Below are 19,900 nucleotides of genomic sequence, written 5' to 3'. Positions count from 1 at the left end.
ACTTTTAGGATCCTTGTTAATTTTAGAGAAGAGTGCTTTACTCTTCAGCATAAAGCTCTTTTCTTACGATAGTTTCTCCTTTAAAACCAACAGCGAAATAATTTGCAGCCAATATAGTCACGGAACCATAATTTTGAAAAAGCCTCGTTTACCCTCATTTTTGAATTTATCGATTTATCCATTTATCCATTTATTCATTACTTAAGATGTGAGGATAAAATCGTTCTGTTACCGCTAAATGCGATCTTAGCCTCCCTTTTATTGCATTTTTTCCAACGTGCTGGAATAAAGGGTTATTAGGATCGCTAGTCGGCCCCTTCGCTAATTTAGCTAAATTAGCGGGTAGTTTAAACGGAATCAATTCACCTAAAGATAAGCATGGAGATAAAAAGTAGGCATTACTGAATCTTGATATTCCTTTTTTAGGCGCAATAACCCTATGGATATTTGCTCTTAAATATCCATTAGTCAGTAATTCAAGAGTTTCTCCTATATTGACAATAAATGCATTTTCTAGATAGGGTGCATTAATCCATCCTTTATCAGATTGAACTTGAAGCCCTCCGACCTTATCTTGTAATAAAAGAGTCAACAGACCAGCATCTTTATGAGCACCAACACCTTGCGGATTTTCGTAATTGCCAGGGTAATGAATTAGCTTTAACAAATGGTGAGGTGTACCTTTAATGAGATAATCGACAGCTGTATCATCTTGGTATAAAGCTCTTAAAAAAATACGTAAAACTCTTATGGCTAGCTGCCGATTTTTCTCCCCCCAATCTAAGACGATGTCTTTCAATTCAGGTAATGCTTCAGGCCATTGATTAGGACCTTGTAGATTTCTCCATAAATCGAGGTCAGAGACTAAAGGATCAGCTGGCAATTCTGGTCCTATATCTATCTGTTCCCTGTAATCAGGATGTTTTTGGGTGTTTTCCTCTTCGATTCCTGTATACCCTCTAAAGTGTCTTGAATAAGCCATACTTATTTTATTTTTATCCGTGACACTTAATTCAAAGAATTCCTTAGCTATATTTTCCAAACGTAGGATTTCTTCATGGCTAATATCATGGCCGACTAAGTAAAAAAAACCTATTTCTCTTGCCTGTTTTCTAAATGTTTCATCAAATGCTTCTGCTGACTCTGGGTTTTCCGCTTCTTGCAAATTGAGAATAGGAAGCGAGTCCATATTTACTTTAGTTTCCTCTATTTTCACATTGCTATTGATAACATTTTGCATAGCATTACTCCTATTTTTTGAATATGCGTCTTTGAAAAAAATATGCATAATAGTGTGCATAATATAGTGGCATCACGATATGATTTTTTGAAGACTGATGGGCTTAGCGTTCCGGTTAGTTAAAATGTTCTCTTTAATTGTTTCTGAAGATAATATGCTGATGATTTAATTCTCTTGATTTTTCCACTTTTTACTTCCTTAGGAGCGATTTCACCTCTATTGGTTGAAAGAATTAATTCGATTTATGTTCTTGTCATTCCAAGAATAGTTTGACTCAACCCTAGAACAGTCACCCCTTGCTCATCGAAGTTTTCAGCCTTGCCACGCCTATTAATAGAGTTTTTTGACGCATTTTTTTGTAAATTATCAATCTATCTAATAAATTTAGTTTTATTAGTATTGTTAATTCATCATATAGTTCTATTTTTATTCGTGTTTTAATGTCATAAAGCCCGTTTTATATCATGTTCATGCACATAAAAATGTGTACTTTGGGTTGATAGATTGCAATTTTACAACTATTTTTTTCGATCTTTGCATCAAAATTTTTTAATAACAGATCGAAATTGTGAAAGCAAAGTCCTATCCCTTTTATTTCTTTTAGCTTTGGTTATTCATTAGCTGAGAGCTTGCTTAAGGTCATCAATTAGATCATCAATATTTTCAATACCGATAGACAGCCTAACTAAATTTTCAGATATCCCTGCGGCCTTCAATTCCTCATTGTCCAATTGCCGATGAGTCGTTTGTGCGGGAATAGCGGCTAATGATTTGTTGTCTCCAATGTTGACAAGACGTAAAAAGAGAGACAATTTATTGTAGAATAAAGTAACTTCTTCTGCCAAACCGTCTATTTCAAAACTAATGATGCCAGGTGCGCCATTATGGTTCAATAATTGCTTTGCTAATTCATGATCTGGATGATGTGTATGACTTGGGTGATGAACGGAAATGACTTTAGGGTGCAAAGAGAGAAATTCAACAATTTTTAAAGTATTGTGGCTTATTCTCTCATACCGTAAGGACAAAGTTTCAAGTCCCTGGGCTATTAAAAAAGCAGAGTGAGGTGCTAAAGCTGCCCCTGAGCTTCTTAATGGACTAGTTCGAACTTTAACAATGTATGCAAGCTCTTTAAATGTTTCGTTAAAAATAATACCATGATAGGCTTTAGAAGGGGTGGAGAGAGCAGGGTACTTTTCTTTGTAGTCATTCCATTCAAAATTCCCACCATCTACTACAATACCGCCAAGTGTATTACCATGACCTGCAATATATTTTGTTAAGGAGTGTATAACAATGTTTGCTCCTAATTCCAAAGCATTAATTCCAATAGGTGATGCAACGGTATTATCAACAATTAAAGGTATGCCATAACGTTTTGCTATTGCTGAAATCCTTGGTAAATCAGCAATTCTGGTGCTAGGGTTGCTGATTGACTCAACAAATATGGCCTTAGTAGTCGGTTTAATTAAATTTTCTAATGCCATTAAATCATCAATCGGAAATTGCTGAACGTTAATACCTCTGCTTGGTAAGACATCTCTAAAAAAATTATGGGTTCCACCATAAATTTCTTTACTAGCAATAATGTCGTCTCCATGGGATACGATCGTGCTGATAGCGGCATCAATAGCAGCCATACCTGTAGCAAAAGTCACCGCTCCAACACCACCTTCTAAGGCCGCGATACGTTTTTCTAAAATATCTAAGGTAGGATTCCCCGTTCTTGTATAAATAAAACCTGCTTCAGCTAAATTAAATAAATTTGCACCATGCTCGGCATTATCAAAAAGATATGAGGCCGTTTGATAAATAGGTAATGCAGCAGAACGCTGATGTTCATTGGCATCATAACCAGCATGTAGACTAAGAGTTTCTGGCTTCCAATTGTTTTTTAAATTAAATTCAGTTTCATTAATTTCAGGCTTGCTCATGATTATCTCCTAGGGTAAAAAGTAAAATTAAACTTCGTTTAAAAAATATACTTGATTTTTTTCTTGTGAGAAAAGAATCAAAAGTTATCATCTATAGCGCATTCTTATTGACAACTAATCAGTATTTGATGCTATATACTTAAATAATTTTAATTGACTGTCGCAGATATATTGCGATACCTATTTAGTGGGCGTTAAGTAATATAAAAACAGCATCGTGATCCCCATTAAGCATGAATTAGATAAAAGAGGAGTAATTTATTGTTATCAAGGATTGACTATAGACTTTTTCCCACTATTCAAATGCTGAATTTATTTTTTAGGCTTTTTAGAATGCCTGCATCTATCAATTAAATTACCGAATCAAGTGCATAGTGCTTGAGTTTTTATTCTTAATGTATATAATGCAGTGTCTTTTTCAACCGCACTCAATCTTTGTTCCTTGCTTCCATAGGTCGCGGTTGCCTAGACAGGAAGCTTACTAAACCGAAAGGGGCTCTTAACGATGCGTCATTACGAAATCGTATTTATGGTTCATGCGGACCAATCTGAGCAAGTTGCTGGCATGATCGAACGTTATAGTAACATGGTTACTGCAGCGAAAGGTCAAGTACACCGTCTTGAAGACTGGGGTCGTCGTCAACTCGCATATCCAATTAATAAAATTCAAAAAGCACACTATGTTCTTATGAATGTAGAAGCGCCACAAGAAGTAATCGATGAAATAGAAACGTTATTCCGTTTTAACGATGCTGTGATTCGTAACATGATTATGCGTGTAAAAACAGCTATCACTGAGCCATCGCCTATGATGAAAGTAAACGATCGCCGTGAGCGTCGTGATGATTTCTCTCATGACGAAGTAATGAGTGATGATGCTGATTTAGAAAGCGCAGAGTAAGATAGTTTGTGTTGAATCGCTTGGTTTTAGAAGGTATCGTCTCTAAGAGCATAGTTCAAAAAACAAGCCCTTCTGGTGTTATTCATTCTAGTTTTGTACTTGAACATCGATCATTTCAATATGAAGCGGGTTTAAAGAGACAAGCATGGTGTAAAGTTTCAGTTGTGGCAAGTGGATCATCACTTCAATCTGTTATACAGCAGTTAATCGTAGGCAGTAAAATAAGCGTTGAAGGTTTCATTTCTCAACACCAATCCAGAAATGGATTATCAAAACTTGTTTTACATGCAGAAAAAATTACATTTTTAATTCATGGAGAATAGCCCTATGGCACGTTACTTCCGTCGTCGCAAATTCTGTCGTTTTACAGCAGAAGGTGTGCAAGAGATTGATTATAAAGATATCAATACATTGAGAAATTATATTACTGAAAGTGGCAAAATCGTACCTAGTCGTATTACTGGTACTGCTGCTAAGTATCAACGCCAATTAGCTCGTGCAATTAAACGTGCTCGTTTCCTTGCATTATTGGCTTACACGGATAACCACAAGTAAGCGCTTGAATAAGAGGATAAACTTATGCATGTTATTTTATTAGATAAAGTCGCTAACTTAGGTAACTTAGGTGATCAAGTTACTGTTAAGCCGGGTTATGCGCGTAACTTTTTAGTACCAACAGGAAGAGCTGTTCCTGCAACTAAAGAAAACATTGCTTATTTTGAAGCACGTCGTGCTGAATTAGAAGCAAAATTAGCAGCAAATTTAGCATCAGCAAACCAACGTGCTGAAGCTATCACTACATTAGGCAAAGTTACTATCGCTTCTAAAGCGGGTGATCAAGGTCGTCTATTTGGTTCAATCGGTACTCGTGATATTGCAGATGCAATCACTGCTGCAGGTGTTGCAGTAGCTAAGAGCGAAGTTCGTTTACCCAATGGTGTGTTACGTACTACAGGTGAGTTTGAAATCACTATCCAAGTACACAGTGAAGTTTTTGCTGACATCAAATTTGAAATCATCGCTGAAGCTTAATCTAGCCTGATTATTTCAATTCTTAAACGCCAGCGAAAGCTGGCGTTGTTATTTCTACATAAGTTAAAATTGATATTCAATCTTTACTTATCCTACCCAAAAAAGGTTATGCTATGAGTCAATTCACTACATTAGAACAAAAAGCAAGTTATGGTATTGGTTTACAAATTGGTCAACAACTTCGAGAAGCTGATATGACGGAACTTGTTGCTGATGGTTTATTAGCAGGGATTATGGATGCCCTGCAAAATAATCAGCCTATTATTGCGATTGAAGAAATTCATGAAGCGCTACAAACCATGCATGAAAAAGCTGAAGAAAAGAGAAAAACTCAAGTTGCAGCTCTAGCTGAAACAGGGAAAGTTTACCTTGAAAACAATGCTAAATTAGAAGGAGTGAACATAACTGAGTCGGGCTTGCAATATAGAGTCATTACGGCTGGTGAGGGTGAAATTCCGGGTAAAACAGATAAAGTACGCGTACATTACACAGGGAAATTAGTCACAGGGGAAGTATTTGATAGTTCGGTACAACGTGGCGAACCTGCTGAATTTCCAGTCAATGGTGTGATTGCGGGATGGGTTGAAGCACTTTGTATGATGCCAGTTGGATCTAAATGGGAACTAGTCATTCCATATGAGTTAGCTTATGGAGAGCGTGGTGCTGGCGGAATGATTAAACCTTTCAGTACGTTAGTATTTGAAGTAGAATTATTAGAAATTATTTAATGAAACGTTAGCAAAAAGCTCTAAACCCCTCGTCCAATTGGGCGGGGATATAAACGCGCAAACTAGGGGGTTGTTATGATTGTAGATGCGATTCAAGCGTTTCTATTGTCGCACCTCCAGTACGACAAACGAAATAGGATCGTGGGCAAAGTACGCCATATATGGAGATTTTTCCAATTTGGAAAAAATGAGAGTTTTAACTAAATTCGAATGCTTCCATATCTTCGGCTTCTTTGTAGGCTATTTGAGCCTGAATTCAGGATGAAATTCGCACATGAGGTCTTATGAATTATACGACTTTATTGCTAGGGAGCCTCAGTAGCGAACAAATTTCTCTCATGTCGGTTCGTCTTTGATATTTACTTTTCTTCTATAGCATTATGAAAGTAAGGCTCTATAGGATTTTTTACTATGACGACTATGTACAATAATAAACAATACCCTAATACACAGGCCTTTATTTTTGAAATTGAATCTGTTCATCTGTTTACTCAGCTCTGTGATAAATTAGTCTACTATCCCTGGACAATGCTTTTGCATTCAGGGCAATCACAACACATCAATAGTCGTTTTGATATTCTAGTCAGTCACCCTATAGCTACTATAGTAACAAATCTTATTCCTTCATTTGATTCAAATGCCCCAATTGGTGTATTGATAGATACAAAAATATCTTATTTATCACACGAACCAAATTTATTGGTTTATGAGCCAATTCAAGGCACACAAGATAAATTTGCAAGTTGTCCTTTTGCTTGCTTAGATAAAGTGATTGATAATTATAAAATGAGTGCAAACCATCGTGAAGATGTTCCTTTTCAAGGAGGTGCGCTTGGGCTTTTTACTTACGATTTAGGACGAACTCAGGAATATATCCCTAATATAAGTGAAAAAATTGATCCTTTACCTGCGATGTCGGTAGGTATTTATGATGTTGCATTTATACGTGACAACATACTAAATAAGTTAAATTGTGTCATTCAGGCAGAAAATGAGGCAGAAGCTAAAACACGGTTTGAATTGTATCTAACGCAAATTGATGAATTAGCAACAGAAAACAGTAAGTCATCGAACGTAGAGAGTCGATTTCAATTGACATCATCTTGGCAATCAACGATAACTGCCACTGATTATCATAAGCAATTTATACAGGTTCAAGAAGCGTTAGAGGCAGGAGAGTGTTATCAAGTTAATTTAACCCAAGCATTCCAAGCAACATATGAAGGTGATGAATGGCAAGCTTTCAACGATCTTCTTAAAGCTAATCAAGCTCCGTTTTCTGCTTTTTGCCATTTACCTGAAGCAAAAATATTAAGCGCATCACCAGAAAGATTTTTATTGTTAAAAAAGCAGCAAGTATCAACTAAACCTATCAAAGGCACTATTGCTAGGAGTGATGATATTTATGAAGATGAGCGTAATAAAAAAATACTTGCAGACTCAGCTAAAAATCGTGCTGAAAATGTGATGATTGTAGATTTACTGCGTAATGATTTAGGTAAAATAGCAAGGCCTGGAACAGTAGAAGTACCTAAACTGTTTGAAATAGAATCTTTTCCAGCCGTTCATCACTTAGTGAGTACAATCAGCGCTCAGCTTAAAGATGAGATAACCCCGTTGGCATTACTGCGTGCGTGTTTCCCTGGTGGATCAATTACAGGAGCCCCTAAAGTGAGTGCTATGCAAAAAATAGAGCATATTGAGCCTACTCAGAGATCAATTTATTGTGGCAGTATTGCGTATATAAGTGCTTGTGGGCAAATGGACAGTAATATAGCAATCAGAACGCTAATTGCCATACCAGAAAATCCTGAGGGATTTGACATCCAAGAGATATCTCCTAGAGGCAAATTAATATGTTTTGCAGGTGGTGGTATCGTTTTAGACAGCATTGAATCTGAAGAATATGAAGAAGTATACGCAAAGCTCAGTAAAATATTGACACTTTGGCAAAACAAATAGATTTTTTTTACTAAGCGTATGGTAAGATAATCTATAATGGTGATTCGATTTGATACTAAAGCAAAACGTTCACTCTTTTATAACTGTCATCAAGCAGTTTGTTTTTTAACTTAGGAGATATATAATGTCTAATTCAGTTACGTTTAAAGGTACACCTGTTGCTTTAAATGGAAAATTTCCAAAAATCGGCGATAAAGCAGTTGCTTTTGACTTAGTTGGTGCCGATTTAGGGAGCATCACACTAGATACGTTTGCTAATCAACGCAAAGTACTTAATATTTTTCCTAGTGTTGATACAGGTGTTTGCGCAATGTCGGTGAGACGTTTTAATGATTTAGCCAGCCAATTAGATAATACAGTAGTATTATGTATTTCAGCAGATTTACCTTTTGCACAAAGTCGTTTTTGTGGTGCTGAGGGACTAAATGATGTGAAAACAGCCTCTACTTTTCGAAGTGATTTTCTTCTAACTTATGGTGTACAAATTGCTGAAGGCCCTCTAGCGCATTTAGCTGCAAGATCAGTGATTATTTTAGATGAAAATAACGAAGTCATTTATGCTGAACTTGTACCAGAGATCGGCCAAGAGCCAAATTATGATGCAGCTATGAATCACCTTAAATAATAATTCTTGTTGATAATTGTTATCTGAAGAGTCACTCATCAGGTAACAATTTAATTGATGCTCCACGTTATCTCTCATCTATTTATATCATCTATTTATATCCTCTATTTAGCTATGTATGTTAATTCGTTGTTTAGCCGTCGTGTAATAGAGTCTACCCAGCCTAGAATGACTGTTTTTTAGATTATGTGACTGCCATTTTAATTTTGTAGATCTTGCAAAAAAAATCCATTAAAATATACTGTACAAATAAACAGTATTTAATCAGTTTACAAGAGAGGAACCAATGGATATTAAATTTGTAGGAAAAGTAAGTGAATCATATGGTTTACCAGAATCGATTTATCTCCCTTTTTATCTCTCTAAGGTAAGTGCAGGATTTCCATCTCCAGCGCAAGATTATGTTGAAAATACACTTGATCTTAATGAATTATGTATTCAACACCCATCGGCTACTTTTTTTGTTAGGGTAGAAGGTGAATCTATGATTGAGGCAGGAATATATTCTGGTGATATTCTTATCGTGGATAGGGCTATAACAGCAGCACAGGGTGATATTGTTATAGTAAATTTGAATGGTGAATTCACTGTAAAAGAGTTACAACTCACACCTCAGGTGGCCTTAGTTGCTCATAACCCTAAATATCCTATTCGCATAATTAAAGAGGGAGATGAATTAGACATTTTTGGCGTGGTTACTAATGTCATCAGGAAATTACCTAGACATAAAGGGACATCACATGCCTCTTCGAATCCAATTTTTTAAAGATCGCCTTATAGTGAAATAAAAAGAGAGAGGATAGATGGGAAATACCTGTTTTGCATTAGTCGACTGTAATAATTTTTATGCTAGTTGTGAGAAGTTGTTTAGGCCAGATTTAAAATACAAGCCAGTAGTTGTGCTTTCTAATAATGATGGATGTGTTATTGCTCGTTCTGCTGAGGCGAAGGCCCTTGGAATTAAAATGGGGGTTCCTTTTTTTGAAATAAAACCACTTGTTCTAGCGCACCAAATCACTTTATTTTCTTCTAATTATGCCTTGTATGCAGATATGAGTCATCGAGTCATGCAAACATTAGAAGAAATATCAGCAGAAGTTGAAGTTTATTCTATAGATGAGGCTTTTATTGACTTATCAGGAGTAAAACAAAATTTTGAACTTTTGTCCTATGGCCAATCTATACAAAAAAAAATCAAGCAAGAAGTTGGCTTGAGTATTGGGGTTGGGATCGGACCTACGAAAACCTTAGCCAAATTGGCAAATTATGCTGCCAAAGCTTACCCTAAAACAGGCGGGGTCGTTGATTTAACTGACAGACAAAGACAAATTAAATTAATGAAAATTACTCCTGTTGAGGAAGTTTGGGGTGTTGGCAGGCAACTTGGTAAGAGATTAGCTGAACTAAATATTAAAACTGCTTTTGCCTTAGCCTGTATACCAACCTTTGAAATTAGAAAACGATTTTCTGTTGTCCTAGAAAGAACAGTCAGAGAACTCAATGGGGAAAGTTGTTTAAGAATTGAATCTATTATCCCCACTAAAAAACAGATTGTGTGTAGCCGTTCATTTGGCTCAAGCGTCACATCACTTGACAGTTTAGAACAAGCGATTGCAAGTCATGCAGCGAGGGCTGGGCATAAATTAAGGCAGGAGAAACAAAAAGCAAAATATTTAAGTATTTTTATAACAACGAGCCGATTTAATCCAAAACATCCTTATTATAATCGCTCTCAAGGCATTCAATTTCTACATCCAACGGATGATTCAAGACAACTGATCCAGGCTGCTAAACATGGTTTAAAATCCATTTTTCGGGCTAATTATTTCTATGCAAAAGCAGGGGTAATGCTCACTGATTTTACACCAAATCATCAATATCAATATGATCTATTTAACACAATTGATACATGGCGGAATGAAAAACTAATGAAAACGATCGATGAAATTAATTTGAAGACACGCCATACGCTTTTTTTTGCTAGTGAAGGAATTAATGAACCTTGGCAAATGAAACGGCGCTTTCTTTCACCTCAATATACAACTCAATGGAATGATTTGCTTGTGGTAAAAGGGTAATTAATACCATAAAAATGTTGATTATAAAGTGTCTCTTAAATTTTTATTTGCATTCTATCTATTTGGCATTAGAAGATCACAAATTAGTTTCCATGTTGTTCTTAAAATGTTGATATTAATCAATGTTTAGGGTTTTAGAATGCACGGTTTACAGACTCAATGATCATGGTCAATAATATTTAACCGCACCTTTGTCATACTGATCTTATCAAACACTCTATTGCTGCATTTAGCATTAATCGTAACACGTAAAGCAAGGAGTATTCATAGTAAAGAGGTTATACAAAAGGAGACAGATATGAAAGCATTCAAATATGGTGTAATGAGTTTAGTTATGCTAATGCCTTTTTCTAATGCATTTGCTTTTGAGGCGGGGGATTGGGTGGTGCAAGGAGGTATGGCTGCCGTTGTGCCAAAGTCAAATAATGGCAAAATAACGGGAGGTGGGCAACTAGATGCAGATAATAGTTTTCGTCCACATGCGACTTTAGGTTATATGGTGACACCCAATATAGGTGTGGAACTTTTAGTCGCAGCGCCGTTTAAACATGAAATTAAATTAGATGGAACAAAAATAGCGGAAACAAAGCAACTTCCACCAACACTAAGTGCTCAGTACCATTTTACCCAACATGAAGCATTTCAACCTTATGTCGGTTTGGGTGTAAATTTCACGAATTTTTTTGATACGAAAACAAAAGGACCACTAGCAGGAGAGCACCTTTCAATAGATAACTCTGTAGGCGTGGCAGGGCAAGTAGGATTAAATTATCGAATCGATAATAGTTGGCATTTCAATACAGATATCCGCTATATGCATATTGAATCTGATGTAAAGCTAAATGGCCAAAAGATAGGAAAAGCGGAAATAAATCCTTGGGTCTTTGGTATTGCATTAGGGTATCGGTTTTAAATAAAAGAGCCTAGATATGTCCTCTGAAGCTTGGTGATTCCTTTATCAAGCTTGGCGTTATGAATTAAATATAGGCAGATAACCTTCTAAAATTGGTGTATCAAAGTGATACACCAAATGAGCTTTTCTGCTGTATTCACACCATGCCTCCTGTCCACAACTTGTAATAAAATCTAAATAAATATTATTCATTGACAACATCATCAATCAAATCTATTATGTTATTAGATGCGAATGATAATAAGTCTCATTTGTGTTATTATTTGATTAATTGAATAATACTCATTAAACACTATACACAAAAGGCATAATTCATTGAATAAGAATATTTTTTATACACTTATATTGCTTATCAGCGTTTCCATTTGCTCCTTATTTATAGGTGTGGCAAAAATGGATATACTGAGTATTCACTCTTGGAGTGAAGGACAGTGGAATATATTTTGGCTCAGCCGATTGCCCAGATTGCTTAGTATATTAATGGCGGGAGCAGGAATGAGTATTGCTGGATTAATTATGCAGCAGTTAACACAAAATAGGTTTGTTTCTCCAACCACAGCTGGGACAATGGATTTTGCTATGTTAGGTATAGTAATAGCGATGATCCTTTTTGCCGAATCAAGCTTGTTTATGAAGCTAAGTGTAGCTTTCATAGTCACATTTATGGGTTCGTTGTTATTTATGAAAATTTTAGAACGGATCCGTATGAAAGATATTATTTTTGTTCCATTAGTTGGCATTATGCTCGGAAGTGTCGTGAGTGGCGTCGCAATTTTTTTTGCATTAAAGTTTAATTTGATGCAAAGCATAACGGGGTGGTTACAAGGAGACTTTTCTATGATGACAAAAGGTAGATATGAACTACTCTTTATCACCTTACCCTTGATTGCAGTAGCCTATTTTTTTGCAAGCAAATTTACTATTGTGGGGATGGGCGAGAGTTTCGCTCAAAATTTAGGTGTGTCATATAAGCAAGTGGTTTTTATTGGCTTAATGATAGTTTCAATTATTGCTTCAACCATCATATTAACGGTCGGAATTATCCCTTTTTTAGGATTAATTATACCCAATATTGTTTCAATTTTTCATGGGGATAATATTAAAACAACCTTGCCGCTCACTGCACTTTATGGATCTTTATTTATATTAATTGCAGATATTTTAGGCCGTGTATTGGTAGCGCCTTATGAAATATCTATCAGCTTAATGGTAGGTAGTATAGGTAGTGCAATTTTTTTAGTTTTGCTTTTTCGTCAACAAAAGCATGAGCAGCAATAATATGAATAAACAGTTATCGGGACAAAAAAAAATTTTACTCCTTTCCTTGTGTGCCTTGTTAATTTTATGTCTCTATCTCACGGTAAATTTGCAGGGGGGTTCAAGTTATATAATACATAGGCGATGGATAAAAATTTGGACGATGGGATTAACAAGTTTAGCGATAGGTTTATCTACTTTACTCTTTCAAACCATAACCCAAAATAGAATTTTAACGCCCAGTATCATTGGTCTAGATTCATTATATGGGTTATTGCAAACTTTATTACTCTACTTTTTTGGTAGCTTAGCCCTAATGAGTATAAGCCCTGAAAATAAATTTATGCTCACGGTGTTATTAATGGTTGGATTTGCATTGGTCTTATACCAATTACTATTCAAAGAAAACCGATTTGGGATCTATTTTTTACTCTTAGTTGGGTTGATATTAGGAGCATTCTTTTCAAGTATATCAACTTTTTTGCAAGTGCTTATTGATCCTAATGAATTTTTATTTATTCAAGATAAGACGTTTGCAAGCATTAATAATGTTAATCAAGAACTATTAAAACTATCAAGTATACTTATTCTTGCCAATACGATATGGCTGGCTTTTTTATTTCGTAACTTAGATATCTTAGCGCTGGGGCGCTCTCATGCTATTAATTTGGGCATTAATTATACTCGCGTGGTAAGACAGCTTTTGATAATTATTGCTATTTATGTCTCTATTTCAACAGCACTGATAGGTCCAATCGTATTTTTTGGGTTGTTAGCTATAAATATCACCTATCAGTTAATGAATACCTATAGACATTTACTTTTAGCATTAGGAGTATTTTTGGTTGGTTTTATTGCCTTAGCGCTGTGTCAACTGATTATTGAGCATGTATTAAATTTTTCTACAGCACTCAGTGTAGTTCTTAATCTCATCGGCGGAAGCTATTTTATTTACTTGTTATTAAAAGGGACACAATCATGATTTCAATAAATCATCTACTGAAAAAATTTGGTAATAAAACAGTGCTACAAACGGAGCAATTTAATATATCAAAAGGGAAATTGACTGCATTTATTGGTCCTAATGGAGCAGGGAAAAGTACCTTGCTTGGTATGATGAGTCGGTTGTTGGCACAAGACGGTGGTGAAATTCTTATTGAAGGGTTAGCGATTAATAAAATTAAAACAGAAAAATTAGCAAAGCAACTGTCAATTTTGAAACAATCTAATCATTTAAATATGCGAGTGACAATAAAAGAACTGGTGGCTTTTGGTCGTTTTCCCCATTCGAAAGGGCGTTTAAGTAAAAATGATGAACAAAAAATTTCTGAGGCTATAGAGTATGTAGGCTTGACAGATATAGCAGGCAAACACATTCATGAATTAAGTGGTGGGCAAAGGCAAAGAGCATTTATCGCTATGGTAATTGCTCAAGATACTGACTACATTTTATTAGATGAACCTTTAAATAATTTGGATTTGCGCCATGCTGTTGAAGTCATGAAATTGTTAAGAAAACTCGTTGATGAAGCGGGTAAGACGGTGATTGTTGTACTGCACGATTTAAATTTTGCTTCTATTTATGCAGATGAAATGGTCGCAATGAAATCAGGTAACATCGTCGCGGTAGGTAAAAAAAATGAGATGATGGATAAAACTTTACTTGAATCACTTTATGATATGCCATTAACATTAAAAGAATACGAAAACAATAAAATATGTTTGCATTACCACTAAATAAAAAAAGCATGTGTTGAGGGTAAAAATGAGAAAAATTAGGTTATTTCAGTAAATAACATGATCTTCAATTATTTAGCTGCTAGTACTCCAAATAGTCATACTCCTTATTTGCTAAAGGAGAAAACATGCTAACGCAAGAGGCGAACTTGTAAGAACTCGAATGAACTAGCCAATCAATTTACATCAGTTCGTTTAGAGCAACTGAGATTTATTTTTAATTAGGAGAGTCACATGAATTTGTTTAAGTCATTTATGTCCGTACTTATTATTACAGCTGCACTCATTTTGGTTGGTTGTAATGAAAATGAGGATGCTAAAGAAACTACGCAAGCAAGTAAGAAAGAGTCTATTACTGTGACACATCGATTAGGCGAAACTACAGTGAATTTATCACCGAAAAATGTTGTGGTATTTGATTATGGAGTGCTAGATACATTACGTGCTTTGAATGTTAATGTGAAGGCACTTCCTAAAGAACCTTTACCAAAGTATCTTAGCCAGTTCTCTGACGCTAAATATATTAATGTGGGAAGTTTAAAGGAACCTAATCTTGAAGAAATAAGCCGTTTAGAACCGGACTTGATAATCATTTCAGGAAGACAAGCAGATATTTATCCAGAACTTGTTAAATTAGGACCAACACTTCTCATGGGCGTGGATAATAAAGCTTATGTGAGCTCTATGAAAGAAAACATGAAAATATTAGGCAAAATCTTTCAAAAGGAGGACGAAGTGACTCAATTGATTGATAAATTAGATAAAAGGATTGCTGATTTTAAAACAATTACTGAAGAAAATAAGCAATCAGGCAGTTCACCTAAAGCACTGGCGATGATAGTTACCGAAGGGAATCTGAATGCTTTTGGCCCAGGTTCTCGATTTGGTTTATTATATGATGAACTTGGGTTTACACCAGTAGACAATGAATTAGAAATTACTAATCATGGTCAGAAAGTCACATACGAATATCTAATTGAAAAAAATCCTGATTTAGTATTTGTGTTAGATAGAGGTGAAGCGATGGGACAAAGTAAAACTGCTGAAGAAATTATGAGTAATCAGTTGCTTAGCAATGTCAATGCGGTAAAAAACAAGCAAGTGATATATTTAACAGGAGAAGCATGGTATCTTTCGGCTGGAGGGTATGAAGGCTTTCAAATTATATTAGATGATGCATCAAAAGCATTAACTTATTCAGAAAAATAATGAAGAGTTAAATGTAATAAATAATCTACTCAAGTGGAAGGTTCCTCATTAAAGATAGAGCAACCTCCACTAATTTACCTGCTATTTAACTACCGCAAACTATTTCATTTCATCAAAAATAAAATTTAAGACAATAATAAATACTTAAAGAAACATCGCTATTATATTCAGTGTAATGAATCAAAAATATGCTATTATTCTTTTTAAACTTATACATTATTACAGTCGATAACTATAAAAAATATTCATGATGAATCAAAATACCTCAACAAAGCCAACACAAAGAGTTTACTCTTTAATCCCCTTAATTACACCGAGCAATAAAAGTGATGAACTATTTGCTAAAAAGAAAGTTTTTGACATATCATCTAAACCCGGCATACAAACACAATTGGGCGAAATACAAGGTGCCGGATTTGCATTAGAATGTGCAGCTTTAATTGAAAGGCATAATTCAATTGTGCTCGTTGTGGCAAGAGATATGCAAAATGCATTGATGCTTGTTGATGAAATTAAAACATTCACAGAGCATCCTGTAAAAATGTTTGCAGACTGGGAAACATTACCATTTGATAGTTTTTCACCACAACAGGAACTTATTTCCGACAGACTTTCACTTTTATCACAATTAAAATATTTACGTAAAGGTGCAGTGGTCATTTCAATTAATACCTTAATGCAAAAAGTATGCCCACCAGAGTTCTTGAGAGCGCATGCATTGCAAATGTCAGTTGGGCAAGAGTTACCTAGAGAAGAATTAAGACTGCAGCTTGAATCTGCGGGATATCGCCATGTAGAACAGGTCATGGAACATGGAGAATATGCACTTAGGGGATCTGTGCTTGATTTATTTCCTATGGGAAGCGAGCACCCATTTCGTATTGATTATATGGATGATGAAATAGATTCTTTGAGACTGTTTGATGTCGATACGCAAAGAACTACAGAAAAGGTCAATGCAATCAATTTATTGCCTGCACATGAATACCCCTTAGATGGAGCTGGTATTGAGTTATTTAGAAATCAGTGGCGCACTCATTTTGATGTGTTGCGTGAAGAAGAACATATCTATCAACAAGTAAGTAAAGGGTTATTACCAGGCGGGATAGAATATTGGCAACCACTGTTTTTTGAACAATCATTAGTATCTTTTTTTGAGTACTTGCCAGAGGAAACATTGCTAGTGACTATGGGCCATTTAGAAAATCAAATGGATAAGTTTTGGCATGATTTAGTGTATCGTTTTGAAAATATGCGCGTCGATCCTATGCGACCTTTACTTGCACCAAGTTTTCTTTGGATGACAAAAGAGGAAATATTCACTCACTTTAAACACTATCCTAAAATTCAACTACAATCAGAAGTACTACCACAAAAAGCAGGACATTTTAACTTAGGGTATAGTCACTTACCACAAATTGGTATTGATGTAACACAAAAAGACAGTGTGATTGGTTTGAGAGTATTTTTAAATTTCTATGAAAAACCGGTCATATTTTCAGTGGAGACTGAAGGTCGAAGAGAAGCCTTAATTGAATTATTGGCAAAAAACTCTATAAAAACCACGGTCATTAACCGACTAAGTGACATCTATGGCGCTATTGTAGAAACACAAGATGCCCCTGACTTTTATGAGCAGAAGGAAAAAAACACCTCACAAAAAACACCAAAACACTCCCATCAGCACCTGTATATTATCAAGGGGGCAACGCAAAATGGTTGTATTACTAAGCATTTTGCTCTGATTTGCGAATCAGATTTATTGGGTGAGAAAGTTAAGCAAAGGCGGAATGAACGTAAAAGAACGATTAATGCGGATACATTAATTAGAAATCTTGCTGAGTTAAATATTAACAAACCTGTAGTACATATAGAACATGGTGTGGGAAGATATCAAGGCTTAACAACGCTTGAAACCAATGGGATAATTGCGGAATATTTGATGCTGACTTATCTCAATGACGCGAAACTTTATGTGCCAGTCTCTTCATTACATATGATTTCACGCTATAGTGGGGGAGATACCGATACGGCACCTCTGCATAAATTAGGTAGTGATGCATGGTCTAAAGCGAGACAAAAGGCAGCTGAAAAAGTAAGAGATGTTGCTGCTGATTTGCTAGATATACATGCTAAACGCGCTGCTAAGCCTGGATTTGCATTTATTCATGATAAAGAAGCCTATGATGAATTTAGGGCAGGCTTTCCATTTGAAACAACGTTCGATCAAGAGCAAGCAATTAATGCTGTACTTAGCGATATGTGTCAGCCTATCGCTATGGATCGACTAGTTTGTGGTGATGTGGGGTTTGGTAAAACAGAAGTGGCTATGCGTGCAGCATTTTTAGCTGTAAATAACCATAAACAAGTGGCAGTTTTAGTCCCAACAACTTTACTTGCTCAGCAACATTACGATAATTTTAGAGATAGATTTGCCAATTTACCTGTGAATATTGAATTGATTTCAAGATTCAGAAGCATAAAAGACACGAAAGGTGTGTTAGAACAAACAGAACAGGGAAAAGTTGATATTTTGATAGGTACGCACAAGCTATTGCAAGGTGGTATTTTATGGCATGATCTGGGGTTACTTATTATTGACGAAGAGCATCGTTTTGGAGTAAAACAAAAAGAAAAAATTAAAGCCATGAGAAGTGATGTAGATATTCTCACGCTGACTGCAACACCTATTCCAAGAACACTGAATATGGCTATGAGCGGCATCAGAGATTTATCAATTATTGCTACTCCCCCTGCAAGGAGACTTCCGGTAAAAACATTTGTAAAACAGTATGATACTCCCCTTATCAGAGAGGCCATATTGCGAGAAATTTTACGTGGAGGGCAAGTTTATTTCTTATATAATGATGTTCAGCACATTGAAAAAATGCGCAGTAGCTTAAGTGAATTAGTTCCTGAAGCAAGAATTATCATTGGGCATGGGCAGATGCGAGAAAGAGAACTTGAACGAGTGATGACTGATTTTCATCATCAAAGATATAATGTGTTGCTTTGTACAACGATTGTTGAAACAGGAATAGATATCCCATCAGCTAATACCATAATTATCGATAGAGCTGATAAATTTGGGCTAGCTCAATTGCACCAACTTAGAGGACGAGTAGGGAGATCTCATCATCAAGCATATGCCTATCTTTTGACTCCACCGCCTAAAGCTTTATCTGGAGATGCGAAAAAGCGACTAGAAGCCATTGCGTCATTGGAAGATTTAGGTGCAGGGTTTACTTTGGCAACACATGATTTGGAAATACGTGGTGCAGGTGAATTATTGGGAGAAGAACAAAGTGGACAAATGAATACGGTCGGTTTTTCACTGTATATGGATATGCTAGATAACGCTGTTAAGGCACTAAAATCAGGCAAGGAACCCTCTTTAGAAGATCTAACACAAACCCAGGCAGAAATTGATCTAAGAATACCTGCACTTTTTCCGGATGACTTCATTTATGATGTTGCTACTAGATTGTCTCTTTACAAGCGTCTTGCTAGTACAAATAACCAAGATGAATTAGTTGAACTAAGAATTGAATTAGTTGATAGGTTTGGTAAGTTACCAGATCCAACGTTGAACTTATTAAAAATATCTGAATTTAGGCAACAAGCAGACAAATTAGGCATTAAAAGAATAGATGCCCACGATAAAGGAGGGTTCGTCCAATTTTATGAAAAAAATCAGGTGGATTTAGAAATTTTGATTAAATTATTACAGCAACAACCTCATATATTTAAATTCGATGGACCGACAAAAATTAAATTTACGACGGACTTAAGCGAAAGAGAGAAAAGAATCGCCTTTATTTCTAATTTAATCAAATATTTTATGGGGAGTGAGTGAATAAAAAAATTTTTTTTTCAAAAAAAATGAACTATTTTAAAAATTGGCGGTCTAAATAGTTACTTCATTCCTCTGCTTTTAAATTATTAAATAAAATCGAAAACGCCGGCTGTAAAAAGCCGGTTTTTTTATCTAAATATCCCACACTAGAAGAACAAAGACAAACGTATTGTTTTAACTCTTTTTAGTTCGAATTTTATGTAACCTATTAAAAAATATAGCTAGAAGTCACTGTGTAATAAGCGCCTTGAAAGAGAACGATGACTTTGTATTCTCCAAATGAAAAAAGAAATTACCTACATTCACCATTCAGAAGAATGGTAAATAGAATAGAATTCAAAAAATCTAACTTAGCTTTAATCCACAAAAAAGAGATAAAAATAAAATATCGGATTATTATTACTTTTAAGAAAATTGAATCAATGCTA

At 35.4% G+C, this 19,900-nt stretch carries 17 protein-coding genes; 15 read left to right on the top strand and 2 right to left on the bottom strand.

What is annotated here, in order from left to right; translation table 11 throughout:
* Positions 1 to 190: 190 nt before the first annotated feature.
* Positions 191 to 1,240, bottom strand: coding sequence for an isopenicillin N synthase family dioxygenase (locus tag ACFFIT_RS09580; protein ID WP_385877435.1), 1,050 nt, complete (start codon positions 1,238 to 1,240; stop codon positions 191 to 193).
* A 617-nt stretch (positions 1,241 to 1,857) separates the two neighbouring features.
* Positions 1,858 to 3,174: an O-acetylhomoserine aminocarboxypropyltransferase/cysteine synthase family protein gene (locus ACFFIT_RS09575; RefSeq protein WP_385877434.1), complete on the bottom strand. Its 1,317-nt coding sequence runs from the start codon at positions 3,172 to 3,174 to the stop codon at positions 1,858 to 1,860.
* 505 nt (positions 3,175 to 3,679) lie between these two features.
* Between ACFFIT_RS09575 and rpsF the strand changes: the two genes are divergently transcribed.
* The 15 genes from rpsF (at position 3,680) to mfd (ending at position 19,472) form a co-directional block, all read left to right on the top strand.
* On the top strand, positions 3,680 to 4,075 hold the full coding sequence (gene rpsF / locus ACFFIT_RS09570) for a 30S ribosomal protein S6 (protein ID WP_385877433.1): 396 nt from the start codon (positions 3,680 to 3,682) through the stop codon (positions 4,073 to 4,075).
* Positions 4,076 to 4,083: 8 nt separating this feature from the next.
* Positions 4,084 to 4,398 (top strand): primosomal replication protein N, encoded by a 315-nt coding sequence (priB, locus tag ACFFIT_RS09565; protein ID WP_385877432.1) that lies wholly within the window; start codon positions 4,084 to 4,086, stop codon positions 4,396 to 4,398.
* A 4-nt stretch (positions 4,399 to 4,402) separates the two neighbouring features.
* Positions 4,403 to 4,630, top strand: a complete 228-nt coding sequence (rpsR, locus tag ACFFIT_RS09560; RefSeq protein WP_093321864.1) for a 30S ribosomal protein S18 — start codon at positions 4,403 to 4,405, stop codon at positions 4,628 to 4,630.
* 24 nt (positions 4,631 to 4,654) lie between these two features.
* Positions 4,655 to 5,107 carry a 50S ribosomal protein L9 gene (gene rplI / locus ACFFIT_RS09555; RefSeq protein WP_385877431.1) on the top strand — a complete coding sequence of 151 codons (453 nt, stop codon included), beginning with the start codon at positions 4,655 to 4,657 and terminating at the stop codon, positions 5,105 to 5,107.
* Positions 5,108 to 5,220: 113 nt separating this feature from the next.
* Positions 5,221 to 5,835: a BamJ family beta-barrel-assembly machinery protein gene (gene bamJ / locus ACFFIT_RS09550; protein WP_385877430.1), complete on the top strand. Its 615-nt coding sequence runs from the start codon at positions 5,221 to 5,223 to the stop codon at positions 5,833 to 5,835.
* 411 nt (positions 5,836 to 6,246) lie between these two features.
* Positions 6,247 to 7,797, top strand: a complete 1,551-nt coding sequence (gene pabB, locus ACFFIT_RS09545) for an aminodeoxychorismate synthase component I (protein WP_385877429.1) — start codon at positions 6,247 to 6,249, stop codon at positions 7,795 to 7,797.
* Between the two features lie 124 nt (positions 7,798 to 7,921).
* A complete protein-coding gene (gene tpx, locus ACFFIT_RS09540; RefSeq protein WP_385877428.1) occupies positions 7,922 to 8,422 on the top strand; it encodes a thiol peroxidase in 501 nt (166 codons plus the stop codon).
* A 286-nt stretch (positions 8,423 to 8,708) separates the two neighbouring features.
* The gene (umuD, locus tag ACFFIT_RS09535) at positions 8,709 to 9,188 is read left to right on the top strand and encodes a translesion error-prone DNA polymerase V autoproteolytic subunit (protein WP_385877427.1); all 480 of its coding nucleotides are present in this window, start codon (positions 8,709 to 8,711) and stop codon (positions 9,186 to 9,188) included.
* A gap of 37 nt (positions 9,189 to 9,225) precedes the next feature.
* Complete coding sequence (umuC, locus tag ACFFIT_RS09530) at positions 9,226 to 10,500, top strand: translesion error-prone DNA polymerase V subunit UmuC (RefSeq protein ID WP_385877426.1); 1,275 nt, start codon at positions 9,226 to 9,228, stop codon at positions 10,498 to 10,500.
* A gap of 298 nt (positions 10,501 to 10,798) precedes the next feature.
* A complete protein-coding gene (locus ACFFIT_RS09525) occupies positions 10,799 to 11,413 on the top strand; it encodes an OmpW/AlkL family protein (RefSeq protein ID WP_385877425.1) in 615 nt (204 codons plus the stop codon).
* 315 nt (positions 11,414 to 11,728) lie between these two features.
* Entirely contained in the window at positions 11,729 to 12,691 is a 963-nt protein-coding gene (locus ACFFIT_RS09520) for an ABC transporter permease (protein WP_385877424.1), read from the top strand.
* A gap of 1 nt (position 12,692) precedes the next feature.
* On the top strand, positions 12,693 to 13,652 hold the full coding sequence (locus tag ACFFIT_RS09515) for an iron chelate uptake ABC transporter family permease subunit (protein ID WP_385877423.1): 960 nt from the start codon (positions 12,693 to 12,695) through the stop codon (positions 13,650 to 13,652).
* Positions 13,649 to 14,407, top strand: coding sequence for an iron ABC transporter ATP-binding protein (locus ACFFIT_RS09510; RefSeq protein WP_385877422.1), 759 nt, complete (start codon positions 13,649 to 13,651; stop codon positions 14,405 to 14,407). The genes ACFFIT_RS09515 and ACFFIT_RS09510 overlap by 4 nt, the downstream gene beginning before the upstream one ends.
* A gap of 234 nt (positions 14,408 to 14,641) precedes the next feature.
* A complete protein-coding gene (locus tag ACFFIT_RS09505; RefSeq protein ID WP_385877421.1) occupies positions 14,642 to 15,616 on the top strand; it encodes a siderophore ABC transporter substrate-binding protein in 975 nt (324 codons plus the stop codon).
* 247 nt (positions 15,617 to 15,863) lie between these two features.
* Positions 15,864 to 19,472: a transcription-repair coupling factor gene (gene mfd / locus ACFFIT_RS09500; protein WP_385877420.1), complete on the top strand. Its 3,609-nt coding sequence runs from the start codon at positions 15,864 to 15,866 to the stop codon at positions 19,470 to 19,472.
* Positions 19,473 to 19,900: the final 428 nt, after the last annotated feature.

The organism is Thorsellia kenyensis, from assembly GCF_042432445.1.
GTDB lineage: Bacteria > Pseudomonadota > Gammaproteobacteria > Enterobacterales > Thorselliaceae > Thorsellia > Thorsellia kenyensis.
The sequence above is the reverse complement of the archived record's forward strand: the minus strand, read 5'-3'. Positions and strand labels throughout refer to the sequence as shown.

What these genes read in the sequence shown, in the direction of transcription:
- ACFFIT_RS09580 (WP_385877435.1), bottom strand. Translation starts at nt 1,240, where the DNA reads ATGCAAAATGTTATCAATAGCAATGTGAAAATAGAGGAAACTAAAGTA.
- ACFFIT_RS09575 (WP_385877434.1), bottom strand. Translation starts at nt 3,174, where the DNA reads ATGAGCAAGCCTGAAATTAATGAAACTGAATTTAATTTAAAAAACAAT.
- rpsF (WP_385877433.1), top strand. Translation starts at nt 3,680, where the DNA reads ATGCGTCATTACGAAATCGTATTTATGGTTCATGCGGACCAATCTGAG.
- rpsR (WP_093321864.1), top strand. Translation starts at nt 4,403, where the DNA reads ATGGCACGTTACTTCCGTCGTCGCAAATTCTGTCGTTTTACAGCAGAA.
- rplI (WP_385877431.1), top strand. Translation starts at nt 4,655, where the DNA reads ATGCATGTTATTTTATTAGATAAAGTCGCTAACTTAGGTAACTTAGGT.
- bamJ (WP_385877430.1), top strand. Translation starts at nt 5,221, where the DNA reads ATGAGTCAATTCACTACATTAGAACAAAAAGCAAGTTATGGTATTGGT.
- pabB (WP_385877429.1), top strand. Translation starts at nt 6,247, where the DNA reads ATGACGACTATGTACAATAATAAACAATACCCTAATACACAGGCCTTT.
- tpx (WP_385877428.1), top strand. Translation starts at nt 7,922, where the DNA reads ATGTCTAATTCAGTTACGTTTAAAGGTACACCTGTTGCTTTAAATGGA.
- umuD (WP_385877427.1), top strand. Translation starts at nt 8,709, where the DNA reads ATGGATATTAAATTTGTAGGAAAAGTAAGTGAATCATATGGTTTACCA.
- umuC (WP_385877426.1), top strand. Translation starts at nt 9,226, where the DNA reads ATGGGAAATACCTGTTTTGCATTAGTCGACTGTAATAATTTTTATGCT.
- ACFFIT_RS09525 (WP_385877425.1), top strand. Translation starts at nt 10,799, where the DNA reads ATGAAAGCATTCAAATATGGTGTAATGAGTTTAGTTATGCTAATGCCT.
- ACFFIT_RS09515 (WP_385877423.1), top strand. Translation starts at nt 12,693, where the DNA reads ATGAATAAACAGTTATCGGGACAAAAAAAAATTTTACTCCTTTCCTTG.
- ACFFIT_RS09510 (WP_385877422.1), top strand. Translation starts at nt 13,649, where the DNA reads ATGATTTCAATAAATCATCTACTGAAAAAATTTGGTAATAAAACAGTG.
- ACFFIT_RS09505 (WP_385877421.1), top strand. Translation starts at nt 14,642, where the DNA reads ATGAATTTGTTTAAGTCATTTATGTCCGTACTTATTATTACAGCTGCA.
- mfd (WP_385877420.1), top strand. Translation starts at nt 15,864, where the DNA reads ATGATGAATCAAAATACCTCAACAAAGCCAACACAAAGAGTTTACTCT.